The 26,572-nt window shown below is 62.0% G+C and carries 25 protein-coding genes; 8 read left to right on the top strand and 17 right to left on the bottom strand.

Annotated elements, in window-relative coordinates; all coding sequences use genetic code 11:
- Positions 1-85: 85 nt before the first annotated feature.
- The 7 genes from purH to tyrS all read right to left on the bottom strand — a co-directional run bounded on the left by purH (position 86) and on the right by tyrS (position 6,311).
- Complete coding sequence (gene purH, locus MRBLMU1_RS16930; RefSeq protein WP_363503417.1) at positions 86-1,672, bottom strand: bifunctional phosphoribosylaminoimidazolecarboxamide formyltransferase/IMP cyclohydrolase; 1,587 nt, start codon at positions 1,670-1,672, stop codon at positions 86-88.
- An 89-nt stretch (positions 1,673-1,761) separates the two neighbouring features.
- Positions 1,762-1,995, bottom strand: coding sequence for a helix-turn-helix domain-containing protein (locus MRBLMU1_RS16925; RefSeq protein WP_008445162.1), 234 nt, complete (start codon positions 1,993-1,995; stop codon positions 1,762-1,764).
- A 110-nt stretch (positions 1,996-2,105) separates the two neighbouring features.
- On the bottom strand, positions 2,106-3,137 hold the full coding sequence (gene dusB, locus MRBLMU1_RS16920) for a tRNA dihydrouridine synthase DusB (protein ID WP_363503413.1): 1,032 nt from the start codon (positions 3,135-3,137) through the stop codon (positions 2,106-2,108).
- A gap of 114 nt (positions 3,138-3,251) precedes the next feature.
- On the bottom strand, positions 3,252-3,902 hold the full coding sequence (locus MRBLMU1_RS16915) for a histidine phosphatase family protein (protein WP_363503411.1): 651 nt from the start codon (positions 3,900-3,902) through the stop codon (positions 3,252-3,254).
- Positions 3,899-4,570 carry a YbhB/YbcL family Raf kinase inhibitor-like protein gene (locus MRBLMU1_RS16910; protein ID WP_363503409.1) on the bottom strand — a complete coding sequence of 224 codons (672 nt, stop codon included), beginning with the start codon at positions 4,568-4,570 and terminating at the stop codon, positions 3,899-3,901. Before MRBLMU1_RS16910 ends, MRBLMU1_RS16915 begins: the two co-directional genes overlap by 4 nt.
- A 32-nt stretch (positions 4,571-4,602) precedes the next feature.
- Complete coding sequence (dtd, locus tag MRBLMU1_RS16905) at positions 4,603-5,049, bottom strand: D-aminoacyl-tRNA deacylase (protein ID WP_363503407.1); 447 nt, start codon at positions 5,047-5,049, stop codon at positions 4,603-4,605.
- Positions 5,046-6,311 (bottom strand): tyrosine--tRNA ligase, encoded by a 1,266-nt coding sequence (tyrS, locus tag MRBLMU1_RS16900; RefSeq protein ID WP_363503405.1) that lies wholly within the window; start codon positions 6,309-6,311, stop codon positions 5,046-5,048. Before tyrS ends, dtd begins: the two co-directional genes overlap by 4 nt.
- Positions 6,312-6,468: 157 nt before the next feature.
- On the opposite strand from tyrS, the gene MRBLMU1_RS16895 reads away from it, so the two are divergent.
- Both MRBLMU1_RS16895 and MRBLMU1_RS16890 read left to right on the top strand, forming a co-directional pair.
- Positions 6,469-7,851 (top strand): M23 family metallopeptidase, encoded by a 1,383-nt coding sequence (locus MRBLMU1_RS16895; protein ID WP_363503403.1) that lies wholly within the window; start codon positions 6,469-6,471, stop codon positions 7,849-7,851.
- 160 nt (positions 7,852-8,011) lie between these two features.
- Positions 8,012-9,109: an anhydro-N-acetylmuramic acid kinase gene (locus tag MRBLMU1_RS16890; protein ID WP_363503401.1), complete on the top strand. Its 1,098-nt coding sequence runs from the start codon at positions 8,012-8,014 to the stop codon at positions 9,107-9,109.
- A 219-nt stretch (positions 9,110-9,328) separates the two neighbouring features.
- Here MRBLMU1_RS16890 and erpA read toward each other — a convergent pair whose 3' ends face one another.
- From erpA to MRBLMU1_RS16865, 5 genes are all read right to left on the bottom strand, one after another.
- Complete coding sequence (gene erpA, locus MRBLMU1_RS16885) at positions 9,329-9,694, bottom strand: iron-sulfur cluster insertion protein ErpA (protein WP_090316908.1); 366 nt, start codon at positions 9,692-9,694, stop codon at positions 9,329-9,331.
- A gap of 118 nt (positions 9,695-9,812) precedes the next feature.
- Positions 9,813-10,850, bottom strand: coding sequence for an N-acetyl-gamma-glutamyl-phosphate reductase (gene argC / locus MRBLMU1_RS16880; protein WP_363503399.1), 1,038 nt, complete (start codon positions 10,848-10,850; stop codon positions 9,813-9,815).
- Positions 10,851-11,138: 288 nt separating this feature from the next.
- Positions 11,139-11,531: a 30S ribosomal protein S9 gene (gene rpsI / locus MRBLMU1_RS16875; protein ID WP_008445137.1), complete on the bottom strand. Its 393-nt coding sequence runs from the start codon at positions 11,529-11,531 to the stop codon at positions 11,139-11,141.
- A 9-nt stretch (positions 11,532-11,540) separates the two neighbouring features.
- Positions 11,541-11,969 carry a 50S ribosomal protein L13 gene (gene rplM / locus MRBLMU1_RS16870; RefSeq protein ID WP_056157909.1) on the bottom strand — a complete coding sequence of 143 codons (429 nt, stop codon included), beginning with the start codon at positions 11,967-11,969 and terminating at the stop codon, positions 11,541-11,543.
- 129 nt (positions 11,970-12,098) lie between these two features.
- Entirely contained in the window at positions 12,099-14,303 is a 2,205-nt protein-coding gene (locus MRBLMU1_RS16865) for an NHL repeat-containing protein (RefSeq protein ID WP_363503395.1), read from the bottom strand.
- A 143-nt stretch (positions 14,304-14,446) separates the two neighbouring features.
- Here MRBLMU1_RS16865 and MRBLMU1_RS16860 point away from each other — a divergent pair, with 143 nt between their 5' ends.
- Positions 14,447-14,872 carry an OsmC family protein gene (locus MRBLMU1_RS16860; protein WP_363503474.1) on the top strand — a complete coding sequence of 142 codons (426 nt, stop codon included), beginning with the start codon at positions 14,447-14,449 and terminating at the stop codon, positions 14,870-14,872.
- 6 nt (positions 14,873-14,878) lie between these two features.
- Here the strand turns inward: MRBLMU1_RS16860 and coq7 are convergent, their stop codons facing one another.
- Both coq7 and MRBLMU1_RS16850 read right to left on the bottom strand, forming a co-directional pair.
- Positions 14,879-15,520 (bottom strand): 2-polyprenyl-3-methyl-6-methoxy-1,4-benzoquinone monooxygenase, encoded by a 642-nt coding sequence (gene coq7 / locus MRBLMU1_RS16855; protein WP_363503393.1) that lies wholly within the window; start codon positions 15,518-15,520, stop codon positions 14,879-14,881.
- Positions 15,521-15,563: 43 nt separating this feature from the next.
- A complete protein-coding gene (locus MRBLMU1_RS16850) occupies positions 15,564-15,998 on the bottom strand; it encodes a hypothetical protein (protein WP_363503391.1) in 435 nt (144 codons plus the stop codon).
- Between the two features lie 116 nt (positions 15,999-16,114).
- Here MRBLMU1_RS16850 and MRBLMU1_RS16845 point away from each other — a divergent pair, with 116 nt between their 5' ends.
- The 4 genes from MRBLMU1_RS16845 (at position 16,115) to MRBLMU1_RS16830 (ending at position 22,801) form a co-directional block, all read left to right on the top strand.
- The gene (locus tag MRBLMU1_RS16845) at positions 16,115-16,894 is read left to right on the top strand and encodes an ATP-binding cassette domain-containing protein (protein ID WP_363503389.1); all 780 of its coding nucleotides are present in this window, start codon (positions 16,115-16,117) and stop codon (positions 16,892-16,894) included.
- A gap of 3 nt (positions 16,895-16,897) precedes the next feature.
- Positions 16,898-18,094 carry an ABC transporter permease gene (locus tag MRBLMU1_RS16840; protein WP_363503387.1) on the top strand — a complete coding sequence of 399 codons (1,197 nt, stop codon included), beginning with the start codon at positions 16,898-16,900 and terminating at the stop codon, positions 18,092-18,094.
- A gap of 219 nt (positions 18,095-18,313) precedes the next feature.
- Positions 18,314-19,207, top strand: a complete 894-nt coding sequence (locus MRBLMU1_RS16835) for an ABC transporter ATP-binding protein (protein WP_363503385.1) — start codon at positions 18,314-18,316, stop codon at positions 19,205-19,207.
- Between the two features lie 9 nt (positions 19,208-19,216).
- Positions 19,217-22,801 (top strand): M1 family aminopeptidase, encoded by a 3,585-nt coding sequence (locus MRBLMU1_RS16830; RefSeq protein ID WP_363503383.1) that lies wholly within the window; start codon positions 19,217-19,219, stop codon positions 22,799-22,801.
- A 6-nt stretch (positions 22,802-22,807) separates the two neighbouring features.
- Here MRBLMU1_RS16830 and MRBLMU1_RS16825 read toward each other — a convergent pair whose 3' ends face one another.
- A complete protein-coding gene (locus tag MRBLMU1_RS16825; RefSeq protein WP_363503381.1) occupies positions 22,808-24,346 on the bottom strand; it encodes a methyl-accepting chemotaxis protein in 1,539 nt (512 codons plus the stop codon).
- A 225-nt stretch (positions 24,347-24,571) separates the two neighbouring features.
- Here MRBLMU1_RS16825 and MRBLMU1_RS16820 point away from each other — a divergent pair, with 225 nt between their 5' ends.
- A complete protein-coding gene (locus MRBLMU1_RS16820; RefSeq protein ID WP_363503378.1) occupies positions 24,572-25,261 on the top strand; it encodes a hypothetical protein in 690 nt (229 codons plus the stop codon).
- Here MRBLMU1_RS16820 and MRBLMU1_RS16815 read toward each other — a convergent pair.
- Positions 25,221-26,207, bottom strand: a complete 987-nt coding sequence (locus MRBLMU1_RS16815) for an acyl-CoA desaturase (protein WP_363503375.1) — start codon at positions 26,205-26,207, stop codon at positions 25,221-25,223. The two genes, MRBLMU1_RS16820 and MRBLMU1_RS16815, sit on opposite strands and share 41 nt — an antisense overlap.
- A 26-nt stretch (positions 26,208-26,233) precedes the next feature.
- Complete coding sequence (locus MRBLMU1_RS16810) at positions 26,234-26,554, bottom strand: metalloregulator ArsR/SmtB family transcription factor (RefSeq protein WP_363503373.1); 321 nt, start codon at positions 26,552-26,554, stop codon at positions 26,234-26,236.
- Between the last annotated feature and the right edge of the window lie 18 nt (positions 26,555-26,572).

Genomic DNA, 26,572 nt, shown 5'->3' with positions numbered 1-26,572 from the left:
ATGGATTGTATGCAGTAAAGAAAGCGCCCGCAAGGTTGCGGGCGCTTTTATGTTCGCGACGGCGCAATGCCGACGGTTTTAAAAATCAATGGCGGAAATGGCGAATGCCGGTGTAAACCATAACGACGCCGCGCTCGTTGGCCGCGTCGATCACTTCCTGGTCACGCATCGAGCCGCCCGGGTGAATCACGCAGGTCGCGCCGGCGTCGACCACCACGTCCAGACCGTCGCGGAACGGGAAGAACGCGTCCGACGCCACCACCGAACCGGTCAGCGACAGGCCGGCGTTTTGCGCCTTGATCGAGGCGATGCGGGCCGAGTCGATACGGCTCATCTGTCCGGCGCCCACGCCCAGGGTCATGTTATTGCCGCAGAAGACGATGGCGTTCGACTTCACATACTTGGCCACGCGCCAGGCGAACATCATGTCCTGCAACTGCTGCGGCGTCGGCTGCAGCTTGCTGACCACTTTCAGGTCCGTCAGCAGCACGTTTTTCGAATCGGCCGACTGCACCAGCAAACCGCCGCCGACGCGCTTGAAGTCCATCGCGTTGACGCCGTTACCGAGCGGGATTTCCAACAAACGCACATTCTGCTTGGCCGACAGGATCTGCTTGGCTTCAGCGGAATACGACGGCGCGATCAGCACCTCGACGAACAGCTTGGCCAGCTCGGTGGCGGCGGCCGCGTCGATCTCGACGTTGAAGGCGATGATGCCGCCGAACGCCGAGGTCGGATCGGTCTGCAGCGCGCGCTTGTAGGCGTCGGCGGCGTCGGTGCCCAGCGCGACGCCGCACGGATTGGCGTGCTTGACGATGACGCAGGCGGCGCTTTGCTGGAAGCTGCCCATGCTCTTGACGCATTCCCACGCGGCGTCGGCGTCGGCGATGTTGTTGAACGACAGTTCCTTGCCCTGCAGCTGGCGGTAGTTGGCCAGCGCGCCGTCGGTGGCGGCGACGTCGCGGTAGAACGCGGCCGACTGGTGCGGGTTCTCGCCGTAGCGCATGTCCTGTACTTTTTCAAACGCCACGTTCAAGGTGTTCGGATAGGCGTTGCGGCTGGCGTGCTGGCGGTCGGCGCCCAGGCTGGTCAGGTAGTTGGCGATGGCGCCGTCGTACTGCGCGGTGTGCGCGTAGACCTTGGTGGCCAGCTTGAAACGGGTGTCGTAGCTGACATAGCCCGGCGAATTGTCGGTGGTCTTCATTTCCGCCAGCACCACGCCGTAGTCCGACGGATCGCAGATGACGACCACGTCCTTGTGGTTCTTGGCCGCCGAGCGCAGCATGGCCGGACCGCCGATGTCGATGTTCTCGATGGCGTCGTCCAGCGAGCAATCTTCCTTGGCGACGGTGGCCTGGAACGGATACAGGTTGACCACCACCATGTCGATGGTCGGAATGGCGTGCTCTTCCAGCTTGGCCACGTGCTCCGGGAAATCGCGGCGCGCCAGGATGCCGCCGTGTACTTTCGGATGCAGCGTCTTGACGCGGCCATCGAGCATCTCCGGGAAGCCGGTGTAGTCGGCGACCTCGGTCACGGCCACGCCGTTGTCGGCCAGCAGTTTGGCGGTGCCGCCGGTCGACAGGATCTTGACGCCCATGGTGGACAGCGCGCGGGCGAAGTCCAGCACACCGGTTTTGTCGGAGACGGAGATGAGAGCTTGTTTAATCATGGCTGTGAAAGGCTAGGTGGGTTGATATCTGATTGCGGACCGGCCCGACGGCCGTTCCCAGCCGCCGACGCCGGAAAAATCGCCGCTGGTTACAGCAGGCCGTGTTCTTGCAGTTTCTTGCGCAGGGTGTTGCGGTTGATGCCCAGCATCTGCGCCGCGTGCGACTGGTTGCCGTCGGCGCGCGTCATGACCACTTCCAGTATTGGCTTTTCCACGGTCAGCACGACCATATCGTAGATATTCGATGCCTGCTGCTCGCCCAGGTCGTTGAAGTAATCTTCAAGGCTCTTCTGGACTACTTCCTGGATACTTTCTTTGCTCATTTTGATGTCGTTCGCTAAATAATCTGTTGACGCTGGTAAATCACTCCGGGACTCATGATCCGGGCGCTTACCCTTCTGATATAACTTTTTTAGTGCTCTCTAGCTAGTTCTTATGCGGCTTGCAACTTATCGGCTTGCAACAATTCCGGGAGGCGGTATTGTAACCGCTCGCCGTAGGTCCACTGGGATTCGAAAAACTGGTCGACGGCGATCAACTGCTCGTCGGTGGACTCCAGCAGATTCATCTTCTGGCGGAATTCCTCGCCGCCCTCGAGGTCGCGCACATACCAGCCGATGTGTTTGCGCGCGGTGCGCACGCCCAGGTATTCGCCGTAAAACGCGTAGTGGGCGCGCAGGTGTTCGTCCATCAGCGCGCGCACTTCGTCGACGTACGGCGACGGCAGGTGGGTGCCGGTGCGCAGGTAATGCTCGATCTCGCGGAAGATCCACGGCCGGCCCTGCGCCGCGCGGCCGATCATGACGGCATCGGCGCCGGTGTAATCAAGCACGTATTTGGCTTTTTCCGGGGTCGTGATGTCGCCGTTGGCCACCACGGGAATCGCGACGGACTGCTTGACCGCCGCGATCATGTCGTATTCGGCATCGCCGGTATAACCGTCGGCGCGCGTGCGGCCGTGCAAGGTCAGCATGGCGATGCCGGCGTCCTCGGCGATGCGGGCGATCTTCAGCGCGTTCTTGTTTTCGCGGTTCCAGCCGGTGCGGAACTTCAGGGTGACCGGCACGTCGACGGCGCCGACCACGGCTTCGACGATTTCCCTGACCAGCGCCTCGTTCTGCAACAGGGCCGAACCGCACCAGCTATTGCACACCTTCTTGACCGGGCAACCCATATTGATATCGATGATCTGGGCGCCGCGCTCGACGTTAAAGCGGGCGCAATCGGCCAGGTCCTTGGGATCGGCGCCGGCGATCTGCACCGCCTTCGGCTCCATTTCGCCGGTGTGGTCGGTGCGGCGCGAGCTCTTTTCGGTCGCCCACAGGCGCGGATTGGACGCCGCCATTTCAGACACCGCGTACCCCGCCCCCAGCTGCTTGCACAGCTGACGGAAAGGCCGATCCGTCACTCCTGCCATGGGAGCGACGAAAACGTTGTTGCGCAGTAAATGAGGGCCGATTTGCACTGGCGATACCTGATGAGGAGGAAGGAACCTTCTATTTTAACCGAAGGGGTGCTCAAATAATAAGCACTATTTTTTATGAAATCGGCAAATGTGCAGCCTTGACGTTATGAAAGATCAGATCACGTCGTCCATCGCAGCCAGACTCAGGTGCTCTACCTCGCCCCAGCTAGTTAGCGCTAACTTACCATCGGAAAACGTAAAACGGTTGATGCTGGCGTTCTTGACCTGGAAATCGCGCGGGCTGTCGAGCTGCATGCCGACCGCTTCGCGGTAGGCGCATTCCAGCACGCCGCCATGGGCCACGACGGCGATGGTTTTGCCCGGATGACGCTCGGCCCACTCGCGGATGGCCGAGATGGCGCGCGCATAGAACTGGCGGAAACTTTCCGCCACCCGCTCGCCGGGCGGCATCACCGCGTCGATATCGCGCGCCTGCCATAGCGCGAAGTCGGCCGGGTATTGCTGCTCGACCTCGGTGTACAACATGCCTTCGAAGACGCCATAGCAGCGTTCGCGCAAGTTGGCGTCGGCGTGCACCTTGGCGCCGTCGTACTGGTCGGCCACGGCCTGGGCCGTTTGGCGGGCGCGTTGCAGGTCGCTGGAAATAATCACGTCGACCGACTCGGCGGCCAGCGCCTGGGCCAGCGCGCCGGCCTGGCGTTCGCCTTCGGCGTTGAGCGGGATATCGATGTGGCCCTGCAGGCGGCGCACGGCGTTCCAGGCCGTCTCGCCGTGGCGGATCAGCAAAATATTGGTGTTGTTCATGCGGTCTTTTTTCTTGGCTTGCGGGCCGGGTCGGCGGCCAGGGCCGGATTCAAAGTGTACGTGCCGATCAGTTGCGCCTCGTCGACGATATGGCCGTGGATGGCGTTGAGCACGTCGACGCAGGTGAAGCGCCCTTCCAGTGCCAGACGCGGCACATCGAGCGCATACATGCGAAATATATAATGGTGGACGCGCTCATCGTTCCACGGCGGACAGGGGCCATCATACCCGTAATAGTCGCCGGCCATCGCCGGGTCGGTGGAAAACCACCGGGTGTAGTCGTTGACGCCCTGCCGCACGGCGGCGCCGTCCAGGCCCGTTTCCGGCCCCGGTTTGCCGCGCGCGGCCACCCCGTCCGACAAGGCGCCCTCGGCGATCTGGTGCAGGCCGACCGGGATATCGATCAAGCTCCAGTGGAAAAAATCGTCGCGCGGCATACTCACTGGCAAGGTGACGCCGGGGCGGTTGACGTCGGTGGCGTCCCGCGGCACATCGCCGTCGATGCACAGCAACACCAGCGATTCGGTGCCGGCCGGAACGTCGCTCCAGCTCAGCTGGGGATTGCGGTTGGCGGACAGCGTCACCTGGCCGTCGGCGCCCATCGTTGCAAAGGCGCAGGCGGCTGGAATCGCCTCCCCGCCGCGAAAGCTTTCACTCGACAGTTTCATCTCTGGTCTCCCGGCCGAATTTTCTATCTATTCTATTTAGAGGTGGTTTGCAGCCAAAACGTTACCGGTCCGTCGTTGGTCAGCGTGACTTTCATGTCTGCACCAAATTGGCCCGTTTGCACCACGGCGTGCCTCAAGCGCGCCTGCTCGACAAAATAATTGAACAGGCGTAAGCCATCGGCCGGCGCGGCGGCGGGGGTGAACGAAGGACGGGTGCCGGACTTGGTGTCGGCCGCCAGGGTGAACTGCGGCACCAGCAGCAGGCCGCCTGCCACATCCGTCACGCTGCGGTTCATCTTGTCGGCTTCGTCCGAAAACACCCGGTAGCCCAGCATTTTGGTCAGCAGCGTGTCGGCGTCCTTCTCGGTGTCGTTGCGTTCGGCGCAGACCAGCACCATCAGGCCGGCCCCGATGGCGCCGACGGTGGCGCCATCGACCACCACTTTCGCGTCGCTGACCCGTTGCAGCAGCGCGATCATGCGGAGAGGGTCACGCGGGCGAACTTGCGCTTGCCCACTTGCAGCACAAAGGTGCCGGCCTCGATCTTGACGGCCTTGTCGCTGATGACGGTACCGTCCAGGCGCACGCCGCCCTGGTCGATCATGCGCATCGCTTCCGAGGTGGACGGGCACAGGCCGGCCATCTTCAGCAATTGCGGGATGCCGACCGGCGCGCCGCCCAGCGCCACCTCCGGCACGTCGTCCGGAATGCCGCCCTTGGAGCGGTTGACGAAGTCGTTGAGCGCCTCGTCCGCCGCCGCCTGCGAGTGGAAACGGGCGACGATTTCCTGCGCCAGCGCCACTTTGGCGTCGCGCGGGTTGGCGCCGCCTTCGATGGTTGCCTTGAGCGCGGCGACGTCGGCGATCGAGCGGAACGACAGCAGCTCATAGTATTTCCACATCATCACGTCGGAAATGCTCATGATCTTGGCGAACATGGTGTTGCCCGGCTCGGTAATGCCGATATAGTTGTTCTTCGACTTGGACATCTTGTCGACGCCGTCCAAACCTTCCAGCAGCGGCATGGTCAAAATGCACTGTGGTTCCTGGTCGTAGTCCTTCTGCAACTCGCGGCCGACCAGCAAGTTGAATTTCTGGTCTGTTCCACCCAGCTCGAGATCGGACTTCAAAGCGACCGAATCATAGCCCTGCATCAAAGGATAGAGGAACTCATGGACCGCGATCGGTGTCCCACCCTTGAAACGCTTGCTAAAATCGTCACGCTCCATCATGCGGGCCACGGTGTAATGCGAAGCCAGCTTGATCAGGCCGCGCGCGCCCAGCGGATCGCACCATTCGGAGTTGTAGCGGATTTCGGTCCTGGATGGATCGAGCACCAGCGACGCTTGCTTAAAATAGGTCATCGCGTTTTGCTCGACCTGCTCCTTGGTCAGCGGCGGACGCGTCATGTTGCGGCCCGACGGGTCGCCGATCATGGAGGTGAAGTCGCCGATGAGGAAAATGACTTGGTGGCCCAGATCTTGCAACTGACGCATCTTGTTCAGCACGACGGTGTGGCCGAGGTGCAAATCCGGCGCGGTCGGGTCCAGACCCAGTTTGATGCGCAGCGGAATGCCGCTTTGCTCGGAGCGCGCCAGCTTTTGGGCGAACTCGCTTTCGATCAGCAACTCGTCGACACCCCGTTTGGTGATGGCGAGCGCCTCTTGTACACGGTCGGTCAGGGGCAGCACTTTCGAGGCGGCCGGCGAGGCGGGCGGCGGTGTGGAAACAGGGGTAGTCATATATTTTGGGAGTTTTTTTCAAAAAAAGGTAGTCAGCCTCAGGAGTTTGTTATAATCCTCGATCCATCAATCTTGCCGTACGAAAACGAAACCCGACAATAATTAGAAGAAATAAAAGGTTCCTGAATAGTTCAAGCGGCAAATTTTAACTGATTGCATGAACCAAATACATAAATTCACGAGCTCACGCTTGTACAGTCTGATGGCTTCAACGCGCAAAGCGCGCATTGTCAGCGCCTCGGCACTGTTCCTCACAGTATGTGCGTTCGGTGCGGCCGGCGTCGCGCCGCTCGCCCCGGATCCAGCCGATCTGCCGGTTAAATCCGTGCAAGAAGCGGTCACGATGCCGGATCTTACGCCGCAGATCAACGCACTTGAGCAACAATCCTCCAACGAGCACTTCGTCCACGAAGAACGCATCCGCGCCGGCGACACTCTCGCCACGCTGCTGACGCGTCTGGGTGTGGAAGACGACGCCGCCGAAACCTTCATCAAAAAAGACAAGGTCGCCAAGGGCGTCATGCAGCTGAAGACCGGCAAACGCGTCCAGGCGCAGACCGACGACGAAGGCAATCTGCAGTGGCTGCGCGCGGTCGTGGTCGACGGCAAGGACATCCCTGTCAAGAACATCAAGATTTCCCGCAAAAACGACCGCTTTGTCGCGGAAGAAGAGCCGGCCAAGCTGGAACGCCGTGTCGAGATGCATGCCCGCACCATCACCTCGACCCTGTTCGCAGCCACCGATTCGAACGAGGACGGCACCAAGCTGCCGGACGCAATCGTCAAGCAAATCGTCGAGATGTTCTCGACCAGCATCGACTTCCGGGGCGACCTGAAGCGCGGTGACCATTTCAACGTGGTGTACGAGACGTTCTGGCAGGATGGGGAATTTGTTCGCGCGGGCCGCATCCTGGCTGGCGAATTCACCAACCGTGGCACGACGTATCAGTCGGTGTGGTTTGAAGATCCGCAGACCAAGCAAGGCGGCGGCTACTACAGCTTCGACGGCAAGGCGCTGAAAAAAGCCTTCCTGAAGTCGCCTGTGGAATTTTCGCGGATTTCGTCGGGCTTCTCGATGCGCGTGCATCCGGTGTCCGGCCAGTGGAAAGCCCACAAAGGCATCGACTTCCCCGCCCCGACCGGCACGCCGATCCGCGCTTCCGGCGATGGCGTCGTCGATTTCGCCGGCACCCAGAACGGCTACGGCAATTTCGTCACGATCAAGCACTGGAACAATTACTCGACCGCTTACGCCCACATGAGCCGCTTTGCGCCAGGCATCAAAAAAGGCAGCAAAGTCAGCCAGGGCGACGTGATCGGCTATGTCGGCAGCACCGGCTGGTCGACCGGCGCGCACTTGCACTACGAGTTCCGTGTCGGCGGCGAGGCCAAGGACCCGAGCAAGATGAACGTGCAAGCCCAGGCACCGCTGACGGCGGCCGAACTGTCGCGCTTCAAGGTCTACGCGTCGGACATGTCGCACCGCTTCGCGCTGCTGCAACCGGGTGGCTCGACCGGCACCCGCGTCGCGGCGAAATAAAACCGCAACGCTTCATACCAAACAGGCCGCCGCATCGGCCTGTTTTTTTTCGTCTGTTTCTTTTGCTCTGTAGCCATAATGCTCCGCCCAGGACGCTTGTTCCGTGCGACAGCACACGCAAGCTCAGGCAAAATAGCTTTTTCAGCTTGAGGAAACAACAATGACCCACTATATCGGTTTGATGTCCGGCACCAGCTTGGACGGCGTGGACGGCGCCCTCGCTGATTTCTCCGGCGACGCCATCGACACCCTGGCCGCCGCCTACATCGCGTTTCCTCCATCGTTGCGCGCCGAGCTGATGGCGCTGCAAGCGGCCGGCGACAACGAGATCGAGCGCGAGGCGCTGGCCGCCAATCAACTGGCGGAGTTCTACGCCCAGTGCGTCGCACAGTTGCTGGACGAGGCCGGCCGCAAGGCCGACACGGTGCGCGCCGTCGCCGTCCACGGCCAGACCATCCGCCACCGTCCCGAACTGGGTTTCACGCGCCAGACCAACAACCCCGCCCTGCTGGCCGAGCTGTGCGGCATCGACGTCATCGCCGACTTCCGCAGCCGGGACATCGCCGCCGGCGGCCAGGGCGCGCCGCTGGTGCCGGCCTTCCACCAGGCGCTGTTCGGCAAGCCCGGCCAGGCGCGCGTGGTGGCCAACATCGGCGGCATCTCCAACATCAGCGTGCTCGACGGCGAAGGCGGCGTGATCGGCTTCGACACCGGTCCCGGCAACGTGCTGATGGATGCGTGGATCGCCCGCCACCTGGACAAGGAGTACGACGCCGACGGGGCCTGGGCGGCCAGCGGCAAGGAAATCCCGGAGTTGCTGCAGGAGTTACTGCACGAGCCCTATTTCGCGCTGCCGGCGCCGAAAAGCACCGGCCGCGACCTGTTCGATCTGGACTGGCTCGACACCCGGTTGGCGGTGTACGACGACGCCGCGCCGGAGGATGTCCAGTTCACACTGACCAAGTTGACGGCGGTCTCGCTGGCGCGGGCCATACAGGCCTATGGCGGCGGCGCGGACGCAGTGTACGTCTGCGGTGGCGGCGCGTATAACGGCGTGCTGATGAGCGAACTGGGGGCCGCGCTGGGCAATAACGTCGTTGTGGCGTCGACGCAAGCCCTGGGCGTGGCGCCGAACCGGGTAGAGGCGTTGGCGTTCGCCTGGTTGGGTTACCGCTTCAGCGAACGCCTGGCCGGCAACCTGCCGAGCGTCACCGGCGCCAAGGGCGAGCGCGTACTCGGCGGGCTCTACCCCCGCTAACCCGGTGCAATCGATGAATTCTGAAACACGTAGGGCGGATTAGGCGGAACGCCGTAATCGGCCATGCATGCGCCGCCGGCGGAGCATGCATGGCCGATTACGCTACGCTAATCCGCCCTACGTGATTCAGATGTGTTTTAAGTTACCGGCATCAATCCGGCGCTGTAAACGACAACGGCGGACAACCTGGGTTGTCCGCCGCTGCTGAATACGACTAATTTATACCGAGAACGAGGAGCCGCAGCCGCAGGTCGACGTCGCGGTCGGGTTCTTGATGACGAATTGCGCGCCTTCCAGGTCGTCCTTGTAGTCGATCTCCGCGCCCACCAGGTACTGGTAGCTCATCGAGTCGATCAACAGCTGGACGCCGTTCTTGACCATGGTGGTGTCGTCTTCGTTGACGATTTCGTCGAACGTGAAGCCGTACTGGAAGCCGGAACAACCGCCACCTTGCACGAACACACGCAGTTTCAGGTCGGGATTACCCTCTTCCTCGATCAGTTGGGCGACCTTTTCGGCCGCGCTATCGGTGAAGATAATCGGCGACGGGATTACATCTACTAGTGATTCGGCGACAGCATTCATTTCAGACTCCTACGTGAAAACATTTAGGTCATTATAGACCGTTGGCGTTGTTTATGCTCCAGACCCCTCGAAAATGGGGGATCTTGTGCCAAATATCAACGCCTGATTGCGCCCAATGTTACGGCAGCAACGCGATCTGCGTCAGTCCGGTCGATTCTTCCAGGCCGAACATCAGGTTCATACACTGCACCGCCTGGCCGGACGCGCCCTTGACCAGGTTGTCCTGCACCACCAGCACGATGACGGTGTTGCCGTTGTCGGGACGATGCAGCGCCAGGCGCAGCACGTTGGCGCCGCGCGTCGAGCGGGTTTCCGGATGCGAACCGAACGGCATGACGTCGACGAACGGCGAGTCCTTGTATTGCTCTTCGAACAATGCCTGCAGTTCCTCGTTGCTGACGTCCTTGGTCAGGCGACCGTACAGGGTCGAATGCATGCCGCGGATCATCGGCACCAGATGCGGCGTGAACACCAGGCCGACTTTGTCGCCGGCGAACTTTTGCAGCTGAGCGACGGTTTCCGGGGTGTGGCGGTGGCCCGACACGCCGTAGGCCTTGAAGTTGTCGCTCGACTCGGAGAACAGCGTGCCGATCTCGGCTTTACGGCCGGCGCCGGAAACGCCCGACTTGCAGTCGGCGATCAGCGAACCGGCGTCGATCACGCCAGCCTTGAGCAGCGGGTAGTAACCCAGCTGCATCGTGGTCGGGTAACAACCCGGATTGGCGACCAGGCGCGCGCCCTTGATGGCGTCGCGGTTCAGTTCGGCCAGGCCATAGGCGGCTTCTTCCAGCAGATCCGGGCAGGTGTGCTCGATCTTGTACCATTTTTCAAAAACGGCCTTGTCCTTGATACGGAAATCGGCCGCCAGGTCGATGACCTTGACGCCGGCTTTCAGCAGTTCGGGCGCTTGCGCCATGGCCACGCCGTGCGGGGTCGCGAAGAACACCACGTCGCACTGCTTGAGGTCGGCCTTGTCGGGCGACGAGAAGGCGATGCCCACGCGGCCGCGCAGCGAAGGGAACATGTCGGCAACCGGCAAGCCATCTTCCTTGCGCGACGTGATGGCCGTCAGCTGCACGTCGGGGTGGACTGCCAACAGTCGCAGCAATTCCACTCCGGTGTAACCGGTGCCGCCGACGATGCCAACTTTGATCATGTTCGTTCCTTGAATAGAGTATTAAAAAAAACACGGAAACACGTAGGGCGGATTAGGCGGAACGCCGTAATCCGCCATCGATGAGCCGCCGACGGCGCATGCATGGCGGATTACGCTGCGCTAATCCGCCCTACGTGTATCCGTCGCAGCACCACCATATCTGGACGGCCATTTTATCAGGCCTGCGCTACGGGCGTATGACCGTACCCCATAGCAAAAAAGCCGCCCGGCACAAGGCCGGCGGCTTTTTCGACAGCACGCCGCAAGCGGCGCGCCATAGCGTACAAATTAACGCTTCGAGAATTGCTTTGCGCGACGTGCTTTGCGCAGACCAACTTTTTTACGTTCAACTTCGCGTGCATCGCGGGTAACGAAGCCGGCGCGTGCCAGATCGCCCTTCAGCGCTGCATCGTAGTCGATCAGGGCGCGGGTGATGCCGTGACGCACAGCACCTGCCTGGCCGGACTCGCCGCCGCCGTGCACGTTGACTTTGATGTCAAAACGCTCGACGTTGCCGGTCAGTTCCAGTGGTTGACGAATAACCATCAGGCCGGTTTCGCGGGAGAAGTACTCAGCCGCTGGCTTGCCGTTAACGATGATTTGGCCAGTGCCAACTTTGATAAACACACGAGCTACTGCACTCTTGCGACGGCCGGTGCCGTAATTGTAGTTACCGATCATGTCAGTTCCTTAGATTTCGAGTGCTTTAGGTTGCTGGGCAGCGTGCGGGTGCGAACCTTCAGCGTACACTTTCAGCTTCTTGATCATTGCGTAGCCCAGTGGGCCCTTCGGCAACATACCCTTGACTGCTTTTTCCAGAGCACGGCCTGGGAAACGCTGTTGCATTTTCAGGAAGTTGGTCTCGTAGATGCCGCCTGGGTAGCCCGAGTGACGATAGTAGGTCTTCTCGGTGGCTTTGGTGCCGGTCACGCGCAGTTTGCCTGCGTTGATGATGACGATGAAATCGCCGGTATCGACGTGAGGAGTAAATTCTGGCTTGTGTTTGCCGCGCAGTCGGAGTGCCACTTCGCTGGCAACACGTCCGAGGACTTTGTCCGTCGCGTCAATCACGAACCAATCGCGCTGGACTTCATGGCCCTTAGCGGAAAAAGTTTTCATGTTGACTTCCTAAATAGTAAAACACGCTCAAATGGTGGTTCCGCCATTGCTTCAGCGGACTCGGCCTTCTTATTTACTTTCCTGAGCGAACGGAAAGCCGACAAGTATAAGCGGGAACCACCAGCCGAGTCAAGCCGCCATTTGGTCTTCCGCCAGCTGCGGCTCACCGTAGCGGAAAACATTGACCACATTGAAAGTCGTGTCGGGCACGTACAACCGGCCCTTGGCGGCGTGGATGAAGTACGGCATCCACACCCCGCCCGCGTCCGGATACTTCTTGAACACGGAAATGCCGGTCTCGTAGGTCAGGCCGTCCTCGCCGATGCGGAACACTTTCAGCGCGCGGTTGACCAGGTCATTGACCATCAGGAGTTCACCATCGATGCAGACGCTGGCCGGCAGCATGAACTTTTCATAATCGACGTCGACGTCGTCGCAATAGCCGAGGTAGCCGTAACTCCACAAGCTCCTGCCCTCGCGGTCGAACACGCGCAGGCAGTTGTTGAACTGGTCGCAGACAAACAAGCGCTCATTGGCGTCGATGGCGATGTCGCATGGCGTGAAGTCCTCGTCCGCGTGCCAGCGGAAGTTCTTGCGGAACACCACGTAGCCGGTCGGCTGGATCTGCCACATCGAGATGCGGTTGTTGAGCGAGTCGGCGATATAGATCTCGCCCCGGCTGTTGACGGCGATGCCCTGCGGCGCCTTCAGCGTGCCGTCGCCGCCTATGCCCTCGCGGCCGAACGGCACGCCGTAGTTGATCAGGAAGCCCGACGGGCTGAACTGGTACATCGACACCGTGCACATATTGAAGTTGGTGACGAAGATGATCGGCGTGCCCGGGCAAATCTGGCCCAGCGGCGGCGTGTGCGGGTAATAGACATCCATCGCCAGGTCGCCGGGCACGAAGAAGCCGCGCATCATGTCCTGCATCTGGTGGTAGGGATCGCTGTCGGTATTAAAGGTTTTCATGCACCAGTTGCCAGAATCGATGTTCAGCGAGCCGCGCCCGATGCGTGCCAGCGGATCGATGCCCGAATGCGTGCGGAACTGGTCGTACCAATACTGGTAGACGCGCGTGGTGGCGGTGGCCCACTGGTCGAGCCAGCTACCGCCGCCGACCTCCTGCGGCGGCGCGCGGCGATCCGGATCAATGCCGAGCACGGCCGTCATGCAGTTGAACTGCGAGGTCTTGCGCAGGCGGTCCTGGTCGTCGCGCCGGTGGCCGACCGACGCGAGCAGCAACGCGTCCTCCTCGCCCTTCATGCGCGGGATGCGCACCTTGATGATGCTCGACGCGAACGGTTCGCTGACGTAATACACGTCCGGCTCGGTGGCCGCGCACACTTGATAGGGGCCGACGAAGACCACGTCCTCCAGCACTCCGTAGACCAGGTCGGACATCGAATGCGCCGGCTCCATGCGGTGGTTCCACAAGGGCTGCAGGCCGTTGACGATGGTGACCAGCTCGCCCTCGAGGTTGTAGACGGCGATGGCGTTCTCGATGTGCCCCGGCACGAACACGCGGTCGCCGATCACGCATACCGAGCGCATCACGTTGAACTTGCCGATGCCGGTCGGCTTGCCGTGCTGGTGCAGCATCACCGTCTCGTGCGGCGCCTGCACGCATTCGTCGACGACGGGCCAGTCGGTGCTGATCTTGAGCACTTCGTAGTGGCCGGTGTTGGCGAGATAAATGTTGCCTTTGGAATCGCTGGCGATGCCCTGCGGCCAGAGCAATTCGTGGCCGCCGCCATGCTCTCCTCCGGGGCAGGCGACGCGCCGGAACTGGCCGACGAACTTGCCTTCCAAGGTGAACTTGACGCAGCGGCTGGCCAGGTCGTCCTTGGTATGGAAGAACTCGTCGCAAACATAGAGGTAGTCGACGCCGTCGCGTTCGCGCACGGTGGTGATGCCGTTGGGATCGGACAGCGGCAGATAGTCGCCCTCACCCTGGCCCTCGCCGAACGCAAAGCTGAACCACACCTCGTGCTCGTCGTAGCCGAAGACGGCCACGCGGCCGTGGCCCATGTCGGTGCAATACATCAGCTTGTCCGTCGGGTGCGGACAGACATGGAACGGCATCAGCAGGCGCGGCGCCTGCGGCGTGGCCTCGCCGGGACCTTCGATCACGTGCAGCAGGGTGGACAGGTCGGGCGCGAACACCAGCAGGCGGCTGTTGCCGGTGTCGCACACCCACAGCCGGCCATAACTGTCCGCGTGCACGCCGACGGGAGAATTCAGCGTGAAGTCGTCGGCCAGTTCGCCGACGGTCGTGCTACCCGGCTTGGTCAGATCACCATATGAACAAAGGTATTCGAGGGCTTGGCTCATTAAATGCTCCTTGATTTTAGTCAAACAAAGCGCATTAAATTATCAAGCGGGTCCGGGAGATGTCCAAGCGAAAAAACTTCATGCAAGCCACTCGACACCGGACTCCTTTACAATACGGACAACGATTTTTAACGGAGAGAATGATGGAATGCAAAGTCAGCTGGAATGGCCCGTCGGGCATGAGTTTTTTGGCCCAGACCGGTTCCGGCCATCTGGTCAACATGGACGGCGCGCCTGAAGGCGGCGGTCACAACCTGGCGCCGCGTCCGATGGAAATGGTACTGCTCGGCACGGGCGGTTGCACGGCGTATGACGTGGTGCTGATTTTGAAGAAAGGCCGCGCGGATATTCGCGGCTGCGAATGCACGTTGAAGGCGGACCGCGCGGATGTCGATCCCAAGGTGTTCACCAAGATTAATTTTCACTTCGTCGTCACCGGCAAGGGCTTGAAGCCGGAGGCGGTGGAGCGGGCGATTTCGCTGTCGCACGATAAGTATTGCTCGGCCTCCATCATGCTGGGCAAGATGGCCGAGATCACGCATTCGTTCGAAATTATCGAAGTCGAATAAAGCCCCTCAAATGTAATACGCGGTGCTGGTCATGATCTTGCCCATCACCGACATCACGGCCCGCACCGGCGCCGGCGTTTGCGCGGCGCCCAGCGCTTGCGCGGCGGCGCCGTGTTCGATCTCGTCGATGCGCATCTGCTCGACGATCGCGCGCGACTTGGCGTCCTGCGGCGGCAACTTGTCCAGATGGCTGGCCAGGTGCGCCTCCACCTGGCGCTCGGTCTCGACCACAAAACCCAGGCTGCGGGCGTCGCCCAGCACCGCCGCCACCGTGCCAAGCGCGTACGCGCCGGCGTAGAACAACGGATTCAGCACGCTGGTGTGCGAGCCCAGCTCGGTCAGCCGCTGCGCGGTCCACGCCAGATGGTCTTCCTCTTCCCTGCCCGCCTGCTCGAACTGGGCGCGCATTTCCGCCGTCTTGGCGAAGCGGCCCTGCGAGTTGTACAGCGCCTGCGCGCAGACCTCGCCCACGTGGTTGACCCTCATCAGGCCGGCGCTGTGGCGCTGTTCCGCCTCGCTCAGCTGGCCGTCATCGGCATGCAGGCCCGGCGTCGGTCGCGACGCCGAGGCGACGCCGGCGATCACGCGCAGCGCCTTGTCGGCATCAGCAATAAAACGGTCCAATGGAGTGTGGTGGAAGGCGGCCATAGCGGTTCGTGGTTCGTCAAAACCACCATTATAGAGGCGCGTTTTAGTTTGCGTCCGTCTCTTCGCGCAGCTGCCGCTGCCGCTCGATGTAATCGGCCACGGGGCCGCGCACGTCGATCTTCGAGATATCCTTGGCCACGCCAAGATTCAACCCGAGCAGGAAGGGGATGTTCTCGACCGGCACATCGGTGCAATGCTCGGAAAAGGCTTTGAGGAAGCGCTTGGACTCGACCACCCGCACCACTTTCTCTCCGCTCATGTATTGCAGGATGCTGGTGATGCTGTGGCCCTTGCCGATCGTGTGGTAAATGAAACGGTTGAAATCGCGGTCCAACACCTTGAAATCCAGCGTTTCCTTGGTCATCAGGCCGGCCAGGTAATACAGCCCAAGGGCCACGCGGAAGAAACCCGTGCATTCGGTGCGGTCGACGCCGCAGTGGGTCACCGCGAGTATTTTTTCCTGCAGTTGAGCATTCATACGCGTCTCCATATCATCACTATAACAAGACATTTGCCGCCATACTTGCTTGCAAGCCAGAATTTTTACATGCTATTCTTGAAATCTTTAATAAAAGAACAGCAAAGGGCAGCGAAATGATCGAGGTAAAAGGCCTGGCCAAACGCTTCCGTTTGCCCTCGCGCACCGGCCAGGCGGTTCCCGCGCTCGATCCGCGCGATCACGACGGCTGGTTCCACGCCGTGCGCGACGTCAGCTTCAGCTGCGCGCCCGGCGAGGTACTGGGCCTGCTCGGCCCCAACGGCGCCGGCAAGACCACCACCCTGCGCCTGCTGTCGACCGCGCTCAAGCCCGACGCCGGCAGCATCCACGCCAACGGCGTCGACCTGCTGCACAATCCGCTCGTGGCGCGCCAGCACATCGGCTTCCTGTCCGGCAGCACCGGCCTGTACGGCCGCCTGACCGCGCGCGAGAACGTCGAATACTTCGGCCGTCTGCACGGCATGCGGGCCGAGCACCTGAAGCGGCGCTGCGACGAGCTGTTCGACCTGCTGCAAATGCACGAGTACGGCAACAAGCGCGCCGACCAGCTCTCCACCGGCATGAAACAGAAATGCTCGATCGCCCGCACCGTCGTGCACGAGCCGAAGATCGTCATCCTCGACGAACCGACAACCGGCCTCGACGTGATGGCCGCCAAGGTGCTGCTCGACTTTATCGCCAGCTACAAGGCGCTGCGGGTGCCGCTGATCTTTTCCACCCACCATCTGCACGAGGTGGAAAAACTGTGCGACCGGGTCTGCATCATCAATCACGGCAAGACCGCCTTCCACGGCACCGTCGACGCCTTGCGCCACCTGGGCGGCAGCGCCGATCTGTACGACGCGTTCGTCGGCGTCATCAACCGGGGAGACTGAGCCGTGTGGACCATTTATCTGAAGGAATTGCTGGAACTGGTGCGCGACCGCAAGACGTTCTTCTTCACGGTCTTCGTGCCGGTCATCGCAATGCCGCTGATTTTCACCGGCTTCGGCATGCTGTCGACCACGATGTTCAAGCAGGCCAGCCAGGCGCAAATGACCTACGCCATCTTCGGCAAGGACCACGCGCCGCAGCTGGCCGCCCGCTTCGCCGAAGAGAAAGGCTTGCGCGAGGTGGTGCTGACCGGTCCCGGCGAGATCAAGCGCGCCATCGGCGACGACCGCATCAAGTTCGCGCTGGTGATCCCGGCCGACCTGGAAAGCACCTTGGCGCGGCACCAGCAAGGCGTGATCGAACTGCATTACAACAGCGCCTCGGCGATCGACATGACGCGCAAGCGCGTGACGGCGGTGCTGGGCAGCCACAACAACGCGGTGCGCGAACTGGCGCTGCCGGCCCTCAACCTGAACAAGGATCAGCTGCGCTTCGCGCTCGACCCGATCAAGCTGGAGGACCACTCGACCGCCGACAAGCGCGAGCAGACCGGCGCCATGATCGGCGGCCTGGTGCCCTACATCCTGTTGATGGTGTGCCTGGTCTCGGCGATGTATCCGGCCATCGACACCGGCGCCGGCGAGAAGGAGCGCGGCACGTTGGAAACCCTGCTGCTGGCGCCGGTTTCGCGCACCAGCATCGTGCTGGCGAAGTTCCTGATGCTGTTCACCGTGGGCCTGACCTCGGCGCTGCTGATGATCGCCAGCCTGGGCGCACTGCTGATCTTCGGCGAGTCGCTGATGAGCGGCGACGTGGCGCAGATGGCGCGCTCGATCGGCCTGCTCGACCTGGCCATGGTGGCGCTGATGCTGGTGCCGACGGCGGCCATGTTCGCCTCGATCCTGCTGTCGATCTCGGTGTACGCGAAAAGCTACAAGGAGGCGTCCGGCCTGATCTCGCCGTTGATGATCGTCACCATCCTGCCCACCCTGGCGGCGCTGCTGCCCGGCGTGGAAATGAACTGGAAATGGGCCATGGTGCCGTTGACAAATGTTTCCTTGGCAATGAAAGAGCTGGTCAAAGGCACCATGGACTACAGCATGCTGTCGGTGATCATGCTGTCGACTACGGTCACCGCCGGCGCCCTGCTCGCGCTGTGCCGCTGGTGGTTCAACCGCGAGGCGGTGCTGTTCAGGAATTGATGCCAACAATGGTATTGAATCGGACAAGTTGTCTATTCAAGCAAGTCCGCAGGGACGGCGTTCTGGTAGGCCGTTTGAGCAGTCTGGCGCGCCGTTTCCGCCGCCCATCGCAATGGCGCCCCATGTATAGAACAATTTCAATACAATGCCATCATGTGAAAAGTGTATGGCCGTGCAGAAATGCTGGTTGTACAGCGGCAGAATCATTCAGGAGTCAGCATGGAATTACGCATCAGCAACTTGTCTAAAACCTACGGCAATGGCGTCGTGGCGTTGGACAATATTTCGCTCACCATCCCCACCGGGATGTTCGGCTTGCTCGGCCCCAACGGCGCCGGCAAGTCGACCCTGATGCGGACCTTGGCGACGTTGCAGGAATGCGATTCCGGCTCGGTGTTCCTCGACGACATCGACGTGCTCGACGAAAAAGACGAAGTGCGCCGCCTGCTCGGCTATCTGCCGCAGGACTTCGGCGTCTATCCGAAGGTGACCGCCTACGAGCTACTCGACCATTTCGCCGAGCTCAAGGGCTTGTCCAACCGCAACCGCCGGCGCGAGGTGGTCGACGGCCTGCTGCAGCAAACCAATCTGTTCGACGTGCGCCACCAGCGCCTGGGCGGCTTTTCCGGCGGCATGCGCCAGCGCTTCGGCATCGCCCAGGCGCTGCTGGGCGATCCCAAGCTGATCATCGTCGACGAGCCGACCGCCGGCCTCGACCCGCAAGAGCGGGTGCGCTTCCACAACCTGCTGTCGGACATCGGCGAGGACAAGACCGTCATCCTGTCGACCCACATCGTCAGCGACGTCGCCGACCTGTGCGCCAACATGGCGATCATCAACAAGGGCCACCTGCTGCTGTGCGGCCCGACCCAGGAACTGATCCACGAAGTCAGCGACAAGATCTGGGCCCGTTTCATCGACAAGCGCGACCTGCCATCGTTCCAGCTGCGCCACCCGGTCATCTCGTCGCGCCTGCTGTCGGGCCGCACGCTGATCCACGTCTACAGCGAGAACGACCCCGGCGACGGTTTCGAGGAGGCCATCGGCGACCTCGAGGATGTCTACTTCGCCACCATCGCCGGCCGCCACCAAGCCGCCGCCACCTGCGACTAAGGCGGCCGCATGTTCGCCATCGCCTTTTTTGAAGCGCGCCAGCGCCTCAAGCTGCTGTCGACCTGGGTCTACTTCCTCGGGTTCCTGTCGCTGTCGCTGCTGTGGATGGCCGCCGCCGGCGGCTTCTTCAAGGAAGCCCAGGTCACCTTCGGCAGCCTGGCGATCAATTCGCCGCGCTCGCTGATGTTCACCGTCAGCGCGCTCGGCTCGCTCGGCGTGGTGGTGATCGCGGCCATGATGGGCCGCTCGGTGCAGCAGGATTTCGAGTACGACATGCAGCACTTCTTCTTCAGCGCGCCGATCAAGAAGCACCAGTACATGTTCGGCCGCTTCCTCGGCGCCTATTTCACCTTGGCGGTGATCTTCACCAGCATCATCCTCGGCGCCTGGCTGGGCAGCATGCTGCCGGGCATCGACCCGGAGCGGCTGGGCTTGCCGGGTCCGCTGGGCTACCTGATCCCCTACTTCGTCGTCATCCTGCCCAACATCTTCATCTTCGGCGCCGTCTTCTTCATCCTGGCCGCGCTGACGCGGCGCATGCTGCCGGTCTACATCAGCAGCGTGGTCATGCTGATCGGCTACATCGTCGCCCCCGGCCTGGCGCGCGACCTCGACTACAAAACGCTGGCCGCGCTGATCGACCCCTTCGGCACCACCGCCGTGCTGCGCCTGACCGAATACTGGCCCATCATCGAACGCAACACGCGCATGGTGTGGCCGGAGGGCGTCTACCTGCTCAACCGCGTGCTGTGGTCGTCGTTCGCGCTGGCCGGCCTGCTGCTGGGCTACTGGCGCTTCCACTTCATCGCCACCATCGACAGCGGCGCCAGCGGCAGCGCCAACCGCGGCGAGGGCGAAGCGCCGCCGCACCTGTCGGCCGCCTCGACCAACACCCAGGAAACGCCGGACTTCAAATCGCGCAGCCTGGCCGGACTGCTCGTCAAGATGAGTTGGCTGAACCTGCGCGAAACCACCAAGAACATCTACTTCGTCGTCATCGTGCTGGCCGGCGTGCTGATGATGTTCGCCAGCGCGCTGGACATGGGCTCGATGTTCGGCACCAACACCTATCCGGCCACCTACCTGATCCTCGACTCGGTGACGGAAACGTTCGAGCTGTTCATGCTGGTGATCACCACCTTCTACGCGGGCGAGCTGGTGTGGCGCGAGCGCGAGGCGCGCATGGCGCAGATGCTCGACGCGCTGCCGATCCCGAGCTGGCTGCCGCTGATGGCCAAGCTGTTCGCGCTGATCGGCCTGCAGGCGCTGCTGATGGGTGTCGTCATGCTGTGTGGCATGACGATCCAGATCTGCAAAGGCTATTTCAATCTGGAACCGGGGCTGTATCTGCACCAGCTGTTCCTGATCCAGCTGCCTGGTTACGCGCTGGCGGCGGTGCTGGCGATTGCGCTGCAGGTGCTGATCAACCAGCGCTACCTGGCCTACTTCGCGATGATCCTGTTCTACGTCGCCACCTTGACCATGGTGTCGATGGGCGTGAGCCAGCCGCTGGTGGCCTACGGCGAAATGCCGCACTTCATTTATTCCGCTATGAACGGCTACGGCCACTTCCTGCCGCGCGAGCGCTGGTTCGAAGCCTACTGGGGCGGCGCCGCGCTGCTGCTGGTGGTCGGCTCGCTGTTGTTCTGGGCGCGCGGCACCAACGATGGCTGGCGCCAGCGCATGCAACTGGCGCGCCACGCGCTGACCAGGCCGGTGCTGACGGCGATTGCCGCCGGCGCGCTGGTCTTCGCCGGCGCCGGCGCGGTACTGCTCTACAACACGCACATCGTCAACTGCTACAAGTCGACCTATCAAAAGGATGCCGAGCGCGCGGACTACGAACGCAAGTACAAGCAATACGCCGCGTTGCCGCAGCCGCGCATCACCGACGTCAAGCTCGACGTCGCCATCACGCCGGCGCAGCGCAGCCTCAAGGTCAAGGGCCGCTACGTGCTGCAAAACAAGACCGCGCAGCCGGTCAGCGACATCATCGTCCAGCAGGACGCCGACGCCACCGGGTACCAGGCGCGCTTCAGCCAGGAAGTGCGCGCGGGCCTGCGCGACACCGACCTCGGCTTCTACACCTACAAGCTGGCCCAGCCGCTGGCGCCGGGCGCGCGGATCGCGTTCGAGTTCGAGGTCGACTACGTCCCCAAGGGCATCTTCGGCATGGGCCAGGACACGCCGGTGGTCCACAACGGCACCTTCTTCAACAACGGCGTGCTACCGCACATCGGCTACCAGCAAGAGAAGGAATTGAGCGACGCGCGCGACCGCAAGAAGCACAAGCTGGCCGCGCGCGAACGCATGTTGCCGCGCGACGACGCCCGCGGCCTGGCCAACAATTTCAGCGGCAACGACGCCGACTGGATCGGCTTCGACGCCATCGTCAGCACTAGCGCCGACCAGATCGCCATCGCGCCGGGCACGCTGGTCAAGGACTGGAGCAGCAAGGGGCGGCACTACTACCACTACAAGATGGACCAGCCCATCCTGAACTTCTACGCCTTCCAGTCGGCGCGCTACCTGGTCAAGCGCGACTGGTGGCAGGATGTCGGCATCGAGATCTACTACCACCCGGGCCACGAGTACAACCTCGAGCGCATGAACAAGGGCATCAAGGAATCGCTCGACTACTACACGCGCAACTTCGGTCCGTACCAGCACAAGCTGGTGCGCATCGTCGAATTCCCGCGCTACGCCACGTTCGCGCAATCGTTCCCGAACACCATCCCGTACGCCGAATCGCTGGGCTTCATCGCCAAGGTCGACGACGGCAATCCGAAGGACATCGACTACCCGTTCTACGTCACCGCGCACGAAATGGCGCACCAGTGGTGGGGCCACCAGCTGGTCGCCGGCAACACGCGCGGCGGCAGCGTGCTGAGCGAAACGCTGGCCGAATACTCGGCGCTGATGGTGATGAAGAAGAATTTCGGCGCCAGCAAGATGCGCCGCTTCCTGAGCTATGACCTGCACCAATACCTGCTGGGGCGCGCGCTCGAGCGCAAGAAGGAATTGCCGCTGGCCGACAACGAAAACCAGAACTACATCCAGTACCGCAAGGGCAGCCTGGCGATGTACCAGTTGCAGGACATTCTCGGCGAGGCCAGGATCAACGGCGCGCTCAAGGAGCTGCTGGCCAAACACGGGCGCAGCGGCGGCCCGTATCCGAGCGTCTCGGTGCTGGTGGACGCGCTGCGCGGCATCACGCCGCCGGAGTACGCCTACCTGATCGACGACCTCTTCAACCACATCGTGCTATATGAAAACCACGGGGTATCGGCCACGGCGCGCAAGCTCGGCGACGGCAGATACGAGGTCAGCTTCGTCGTCAGCGCGGCCAAGGTGCGCGCCAACGACCAGGGCGAGGAGCGGGACGCGGCGTTGAAGGACTACATCGACATCGGCGTCGACGACAAGGACGGCAACAGCCTGCTCCGCGAGCGCAAACTCATCGACCGCAAGGACAACAGCTACACGGTCATCGTCAGCGGCCGCCCGGCCAAGGCCGGCATCGACCCCGACAACAAGCTCATCGACCGCAAGCCCGACGACAACATGGTCAACGTCGAGCTGCAAGCGCAATAAACTCGGTTATGCAACTTTGAAGATGCTGACGATGGCCTTCAGGTCATCGGCCTGATCGTTCAGCGAGGCAGCGGCGGCGGCCGCCTGCTCCACCAGCGCGGCGTTCTGCTGCGTGACCTGGTCCATCTGGATGACCGCCTGGTTCACTTGTTCGATGCCAGCGCTCTGCTCGTGGCTGGCCGAACTGATTTCGCCCATGATGTCGGTGACGCGCTGGATGCTGTCGACCACGTCGCTCATCGTCATGCCCGCTTGCGTGACCAGGGTGCTGCCGGCGTCGACCTTCTCCAGCGAGTCGTCGATCAGCGCTTTGATTTCCTTGGCGGCCGTGGCGCTGCGCTGCGCCAGGCTGCGCACCTCGCTGGCGACGACCGCGAAACCACGGCCCTGCTCGCCCGCGCGCGCCGCTTCCACCGCCGCGTTCAAGGCCAGGATGTTGGTTTGGAAGGCGATGCCGTCGATCACGCTGATGATGTCGACGATCTTGCGCGCCGAACCGCTGATCGCTTCCATCGTGTCGACCACGTCGGCCACCACCGAGCCGCCCCGCTGCGCCACTTCCGACGCCTTGACCGCGAGCTGGTTGGCCTGGCGGGCGTTGTCCGAGTTCTGCTTGACGGTCGACGTCAACTCTTCCATCGACGCGGCCGTCTCTTCCAGGCTGGAGGCCTGTTCCTCGGTGCGGGCCGACAAGTCCATATTGCCGGCGGCGATTTCGCCCGACGCGGTCGAGATGCTCTCCGTGCCACGGCGCACGTCGTTGACGATGCCGATCAAGCCGTCGTTCATCGAGCGCAGCGCTTGCAGCAGGCGTCCGGTTTCATCGGTGGCGCCGACCTCGATGGCCGACGTCAGATCCTTGCTGGCCACGGCCACGGCGATGTCCACCGCCCGGTTCAGCGGCACCGTGATGCCGCGCGTCAAACGCCAGGCGCAGCCGACGCCCAGCGCCAGCACCACCAGGCCGAAGACGATCATGAAACGGCGGCTGTTTTGATAGATCGTCTCGATCTCGGCGGCGTTGGCGTCGATGCTTTTGCGCTGCATGTCGAGCAAGCCGCTCAGCGAGCCCAGGTAGGCCTTGCCGTCCGGCGTGAAGCGCTGGTCGAGCACCTCGTTGGCCTGCTCGAGCTGCCCTTCCTTCTTCAGCTTGACGATGGTGTCGCGCGACGCCAGGTAGCGTTTGCGGTTGGCCATCATCTGGTCGAACAGGTTTTTTTCCTGTTCGGTCTCCAGCAGCGGCTCGACCTTCTTTTGCAAGCCGTTGACTTCGGCTGTGGAGGCGGCCGTTTCCTCGGCGAAGAACGGGCCGAGCGAAGGATCGGAACTCTTCGAAATCGCCGACGTCCGGCGCACGCTGGTATGAATCAACCGGTACCAGTCGCTGATCATGCGTTCCTTGGCCAGCGGCTGTTGCATCATGTCACGGGTCGCCTCGGCCACGTCTTGCATATGCGTGATGCCGATCACCGTCATCAAAGTCATCATGGCGAGGACCAAGCCGAAGCCTGCGGCAAGGCGGGTGCCGATTTTCAAATTTTTCATGGTAAAAATCGCCCGTCAGGGCAGTATCTGGAATTAAGAAGCGGTGCGACGTTTGAGAACCGCGAATCGGGCAGAAGGATGAAATTGCCCCAAAGAATCAATAGTTTAGCACAGCAATTAATTTACTGCTGTAATAAAGAATTGTGATAACAGGTCGTTAAATATGTCAAAAAAGTAATTCCGACAGCCTTTACCCGCGACGCCGGACCCCTTACCATCGTGGGCATGACGACCTTTCACCAGCGGTGCAACACCGCCCTCTTCTCGTTGGCGCTGGCCACCGGCGCCGCAGGCGCGGCCGACGCCACCCACGGCCAGCATGGCATGGCGTTGTTCGGCGGCAAGGAGGGACTATACGCGTCCCATCTGCCGCTGTTTCATGCGCCGCACGATTATCAGGTGATCCTGCGGGTGCGCGTGGCAGATCCGGCGACCGATGCCGCGCTGCGCGCCCGGCTCGACGGCAAGACCGTGTTGTGGACCATCGCGCCCGAGAAATTTGAACTGTCGCGCCTGGCGCCCGGATCGGCCGCGCCGCTGCGCCGGTTCCAGGCCGACCTGGTCCAAGGCCATTTCGAGCGCGGCGGCTTGACGCAATACGCGGCCGCCACCATCGTGGTCGACAAGGTGATCATGTTCCGCCGGTTGTCGCCGGCGGCGAAGGCCAACGCCAGCGCCAGCTATATGCAGCTCGGCGGCGGCAGGCAGCGCTACCTGGTCAAGCAAATCGACAGCCGGCCGGACTTCGACCACATCGTGGCCTATACCGCCGCCAGCGGCGCGCCGACCGCAGCCATCGCGCTGGCCAAGCCTGCGCTTCGGCAGCCCTCCGATCGGGCCCTGGCCGACGCGCTGCACGTTCCCGCCAGTGCCATCACCGGCACGGTCTACTTTGAAACGGACGATTTGAAGTGAGAAAACCGCTATCCCCGTGCGACACCGGACGGTAGCGATACTCCAGGGCGATCAACTCCTGCCGTTCCGGCAAATCCTCCGGCAGCCTGAGGTTCCATGCCAATCCGGTGCAGCGCATCATGCTCAGCACCCACCAGCCGGGGTCCCACTCGCCCGCCTTCAGGCCAAGGCGGGCGGAACCTGGAAACGCATGATGATTGTTGTGCCAGCACTCTCCCATCGTCAACAGGGACGTGAGACGGATGTTGCGTCCCTGTACCGCCGCGCCCCGCACTTCGTAATGCATGTCGCCATGATTGTGAGCGAAGTAACCGATGAGCCAATGGCCGAACACGCCGGCCGTGACACGCGCGCAAGTACCGAAGAAAACGAACGACCAGCCGCCCCAACCAAACAACAACGCGGCGATCGGCAATTGTTGCAGCATCCACGTCCGCTCCAGAAAACGGTAGAACTTATCCTCTGAGATGCGCGGCTCGAGATGCACCCGTGGCGGATTGGCCAGAACCAGTTCGCAATGCAGCTGCCACCATGCGTCCACCCAGGCGGAGCGGCCATGACGTAGATAGTCGTGGCAGGCGGGCAGACGTTGCGCGTAATCGCGCAACTCATGTTGTCGCAGCAAACCTAGCGGTCCGGCCAAGCCAACCTGGACGCCCAGGTAGACCAATACATACTCCAGCCATTTCGGGCACTGGAAACTATCGTGTATCAGCTTGCGGTGGCTGCCCAAAGAATGACCGAACAGCAGCACGAGCGCGGTCGATGCGAGAAATAACGCAAACGCGGCAGGCGTGAAAGTCACGATGCCGCCAATGAGCGCCGCGCTGGCCATCCCCAGGAGCCATAGCGACTTCAACGGCGAGTAGACGACCCTCCCGATCACAACGCTATTCGCATCCATGGCACGGACGCGATGTTGGTCGATACTGGAAAACGCGGGCATGGACAACTCCTTTCGATGGAGGCCGATTAAGTGGTTTTCTTATTCTTACCGAGGGCGCGGGATTCCCGTTTTAACGGCGCCCCGACCGGGCAAACTTCCAGCGCGTAACCTGTCAGGGTGTTCACCAGGCTGTCCGCGTTTAACTTGTAGAGCACGAACTGCCCTTTGCGTTCGCTGGTGACGAGGCCGGCGTTTTCCAGTATCGACAAATGGCGGGAAATCGCTGGCGCGCTCATGTCGAAGCGCGCGGCCAGATCCGAGGTGGATAGCTCGGTGGCAGACAGATAGGCCAGGATTTGCCTTCGGGGCTTGGACGCCAGGGCTTCAAATACACGATCTAGTTCCACGAAATTCACCTATTAACG

Source organism: Burkholderia sp. LMU1-1-1.1, from assembly GCF_040675865.1.
In the GTDB taxonomy this organism is placed as follows: domain Bacteria; phylum Pseudomonadota; class Gammaproteobacteria; order Burkholderiales; family Burkholderiaceae_D; genus Rugamonas.
Note: the sequence above shows the minus strand (reverse complement) of the source record. Positions and strands in the feature narration are given on the sequence as shown.

What these genes read in the sequence shown, in the direction of transcription:
- purH (WP_363503417.1), bottom strand. Translation starts at nt 1,672, where the DNA reads ATGATTAAACAAGCTCTCATCTCCGTCTCCGACAAAACCGGTGTGCTG.
- MRBLMU1_RS16925 (WP_008445162.1), bottom strand. Translation starts at nt 1,995, where the DNA reads ATGAGCAAAGAAAGTATCCAGGAAGTAGTCCAGAAGAGCCTTGAAGAT.
- MRBLMU1_RS16915 (WP_363503411.1), bottom strand. Translation starts at nt 3,902, where the DNA reads ATGAACAACACCAATATTTTGCTGATCCGCCACGGCGAGACGGCCTGG.
- MRBLMU1_RS16910 (WP_363503409.1), bottom strand. Translation starts at nt 4,570, where the DNA reads ATGAAACTGTCGAGTGAAAGCTTTCGCGGCGGGGAGGCGATTCCAGCC.
- dtd (WP_363503407.1), bottom strand. Translation starts at nt 5,049, where the DNA reads ATGATCGCGCTGCTGCAACGGGTCAGCGACGCGAAAGTGGTGGTCGAT.
- tyrS (WP_363503405.1), bottom strand. Translation starts at nt 6,311, where the DNA reads ATGACTACCCCTGTTTCCACACCGCCGCCCGCCTCGCCGGCCGCCTCG.
- MRBLMU1_RS16895 (WP_363503403.1), top strand. Translation starts at nt 6,469, where the DNA reads ATGAACCAAATACATAAATTCACGAGCTCACGCTTGTACAGTCTGATG.
- MRBLMU1_RS16890 (WP_363503401.1), top strand. Translation starts at nt 8,012, where the DNA reads ATGACCCACTATATCGGTTTGATGTCCGGCACCAGCTTGGACGGCGTG.
- erpA (WP_090316908.1), bottom strand. Translation starts at nt 9,694, where the DNA reads ATGAATGCTGTCGCCGAATCACTAGTAGATGTAATCCCGTCGCCGATT.
- argC (WP_363503399.1), bottom strand. Translation starts at nt 10,850, where the DNA reads ATGATCAAAGTTGGCATCGTCGGCGGCACCGGTTACACCGGAGTGGAA.
- rpsI (WP_008445137.1), bottom strand. Translation starts at nt 11,531, where the DNA reads ATGATCGGTAACTACAATTACGGCACCGGCCGTCGCAAGAGTGCAGTA.
- rplM (WP_056157909.1), bottom strand. Translation starts at nt 11,969, where the DNA reads ATGAAAACTTTTTCCGCTAAGGGCCATGAAGTCCAGCGCGATTGGTTC.
- MRBLMU1_RS16865 (WP_363503395.1), bottom strand. Translation starts at nt 14,303, where the DNA reads ATGAGCCAAGCCCTCGAATACCTTTGTTCATATGGTGATCTGACCAAG.
- MRBLMU1_RS16860 (WP_363503474.1), top strand. Translation starts at nt 14,447, where the DNA reads ATGGAATGCAAAGTCAGCTGGAATGGCCCGTCGGGCATGAGTTTTTTG.
- coq7 (WP_363503393.1), bottom strand. Translation starts at nt 15,520, where the DNA reads ATGGCCGCCTTCCACCACACTCCATTGGACCGTTTTATTGCTGATGCC.
- MRBLMU1_RS16850 (WP_363503391.1), bottom strand. Translation starts at nt 15,998, where the DNA reads ATGAATGCTCAACTGCAGGAAAAAATACTCGCGGTGACCCACTGCGGC.
- MRBLMU1_RS16845 (WP_363503389.1), top strand. Translation starts at nt 16,115, where the DNA reads ATGATCGAGGTAAAAGGCCTGGCCAAACGCTTCCGTTTGCCCTCGCGC.
- MRBLMU1_RS16835 (WP_363503385.1), top strand. Translation starts at nt 18,314, where the DNA reads ATGGAATTACGCATCAGCAACTTGTCTAAAACCTACGGCAATGGCGTC.
- MRBLMU1_RS16830 (WP_363503383.1), top strand. Translation starts at nt 19,217, where the DNA reads ATGTTCGCCATCGCCTTTTTTGAAGCGCGCCAGCGCCTCAAGCTGCTG.
- MRBLMU1_RS16825 (WP_363503381.1), bottom strand. Translation starts at nt 24,346, where the DNA reads ATGAAAAATTTGAAAATCGGCACCCGCCTTGCCGCAGGCTTCGGCTTG.
- MRBLMU1_RS16820 (WP_363503378.1), top strand. Translation starts at nt 24,572, where the DNA reads ATGACGACCTTTCACCAGCGGTGCAACACCGCCCTCTTCTCGTTGGCG.
- MRBLMU1_RS16815 (WP_363503375.1), bottom strand. Translation starts at nt 26,207, where the DNA reads ATGCCCGCGTTTTCCAGTATCGACCAACATCGCGTCCGTGCCATGGAT.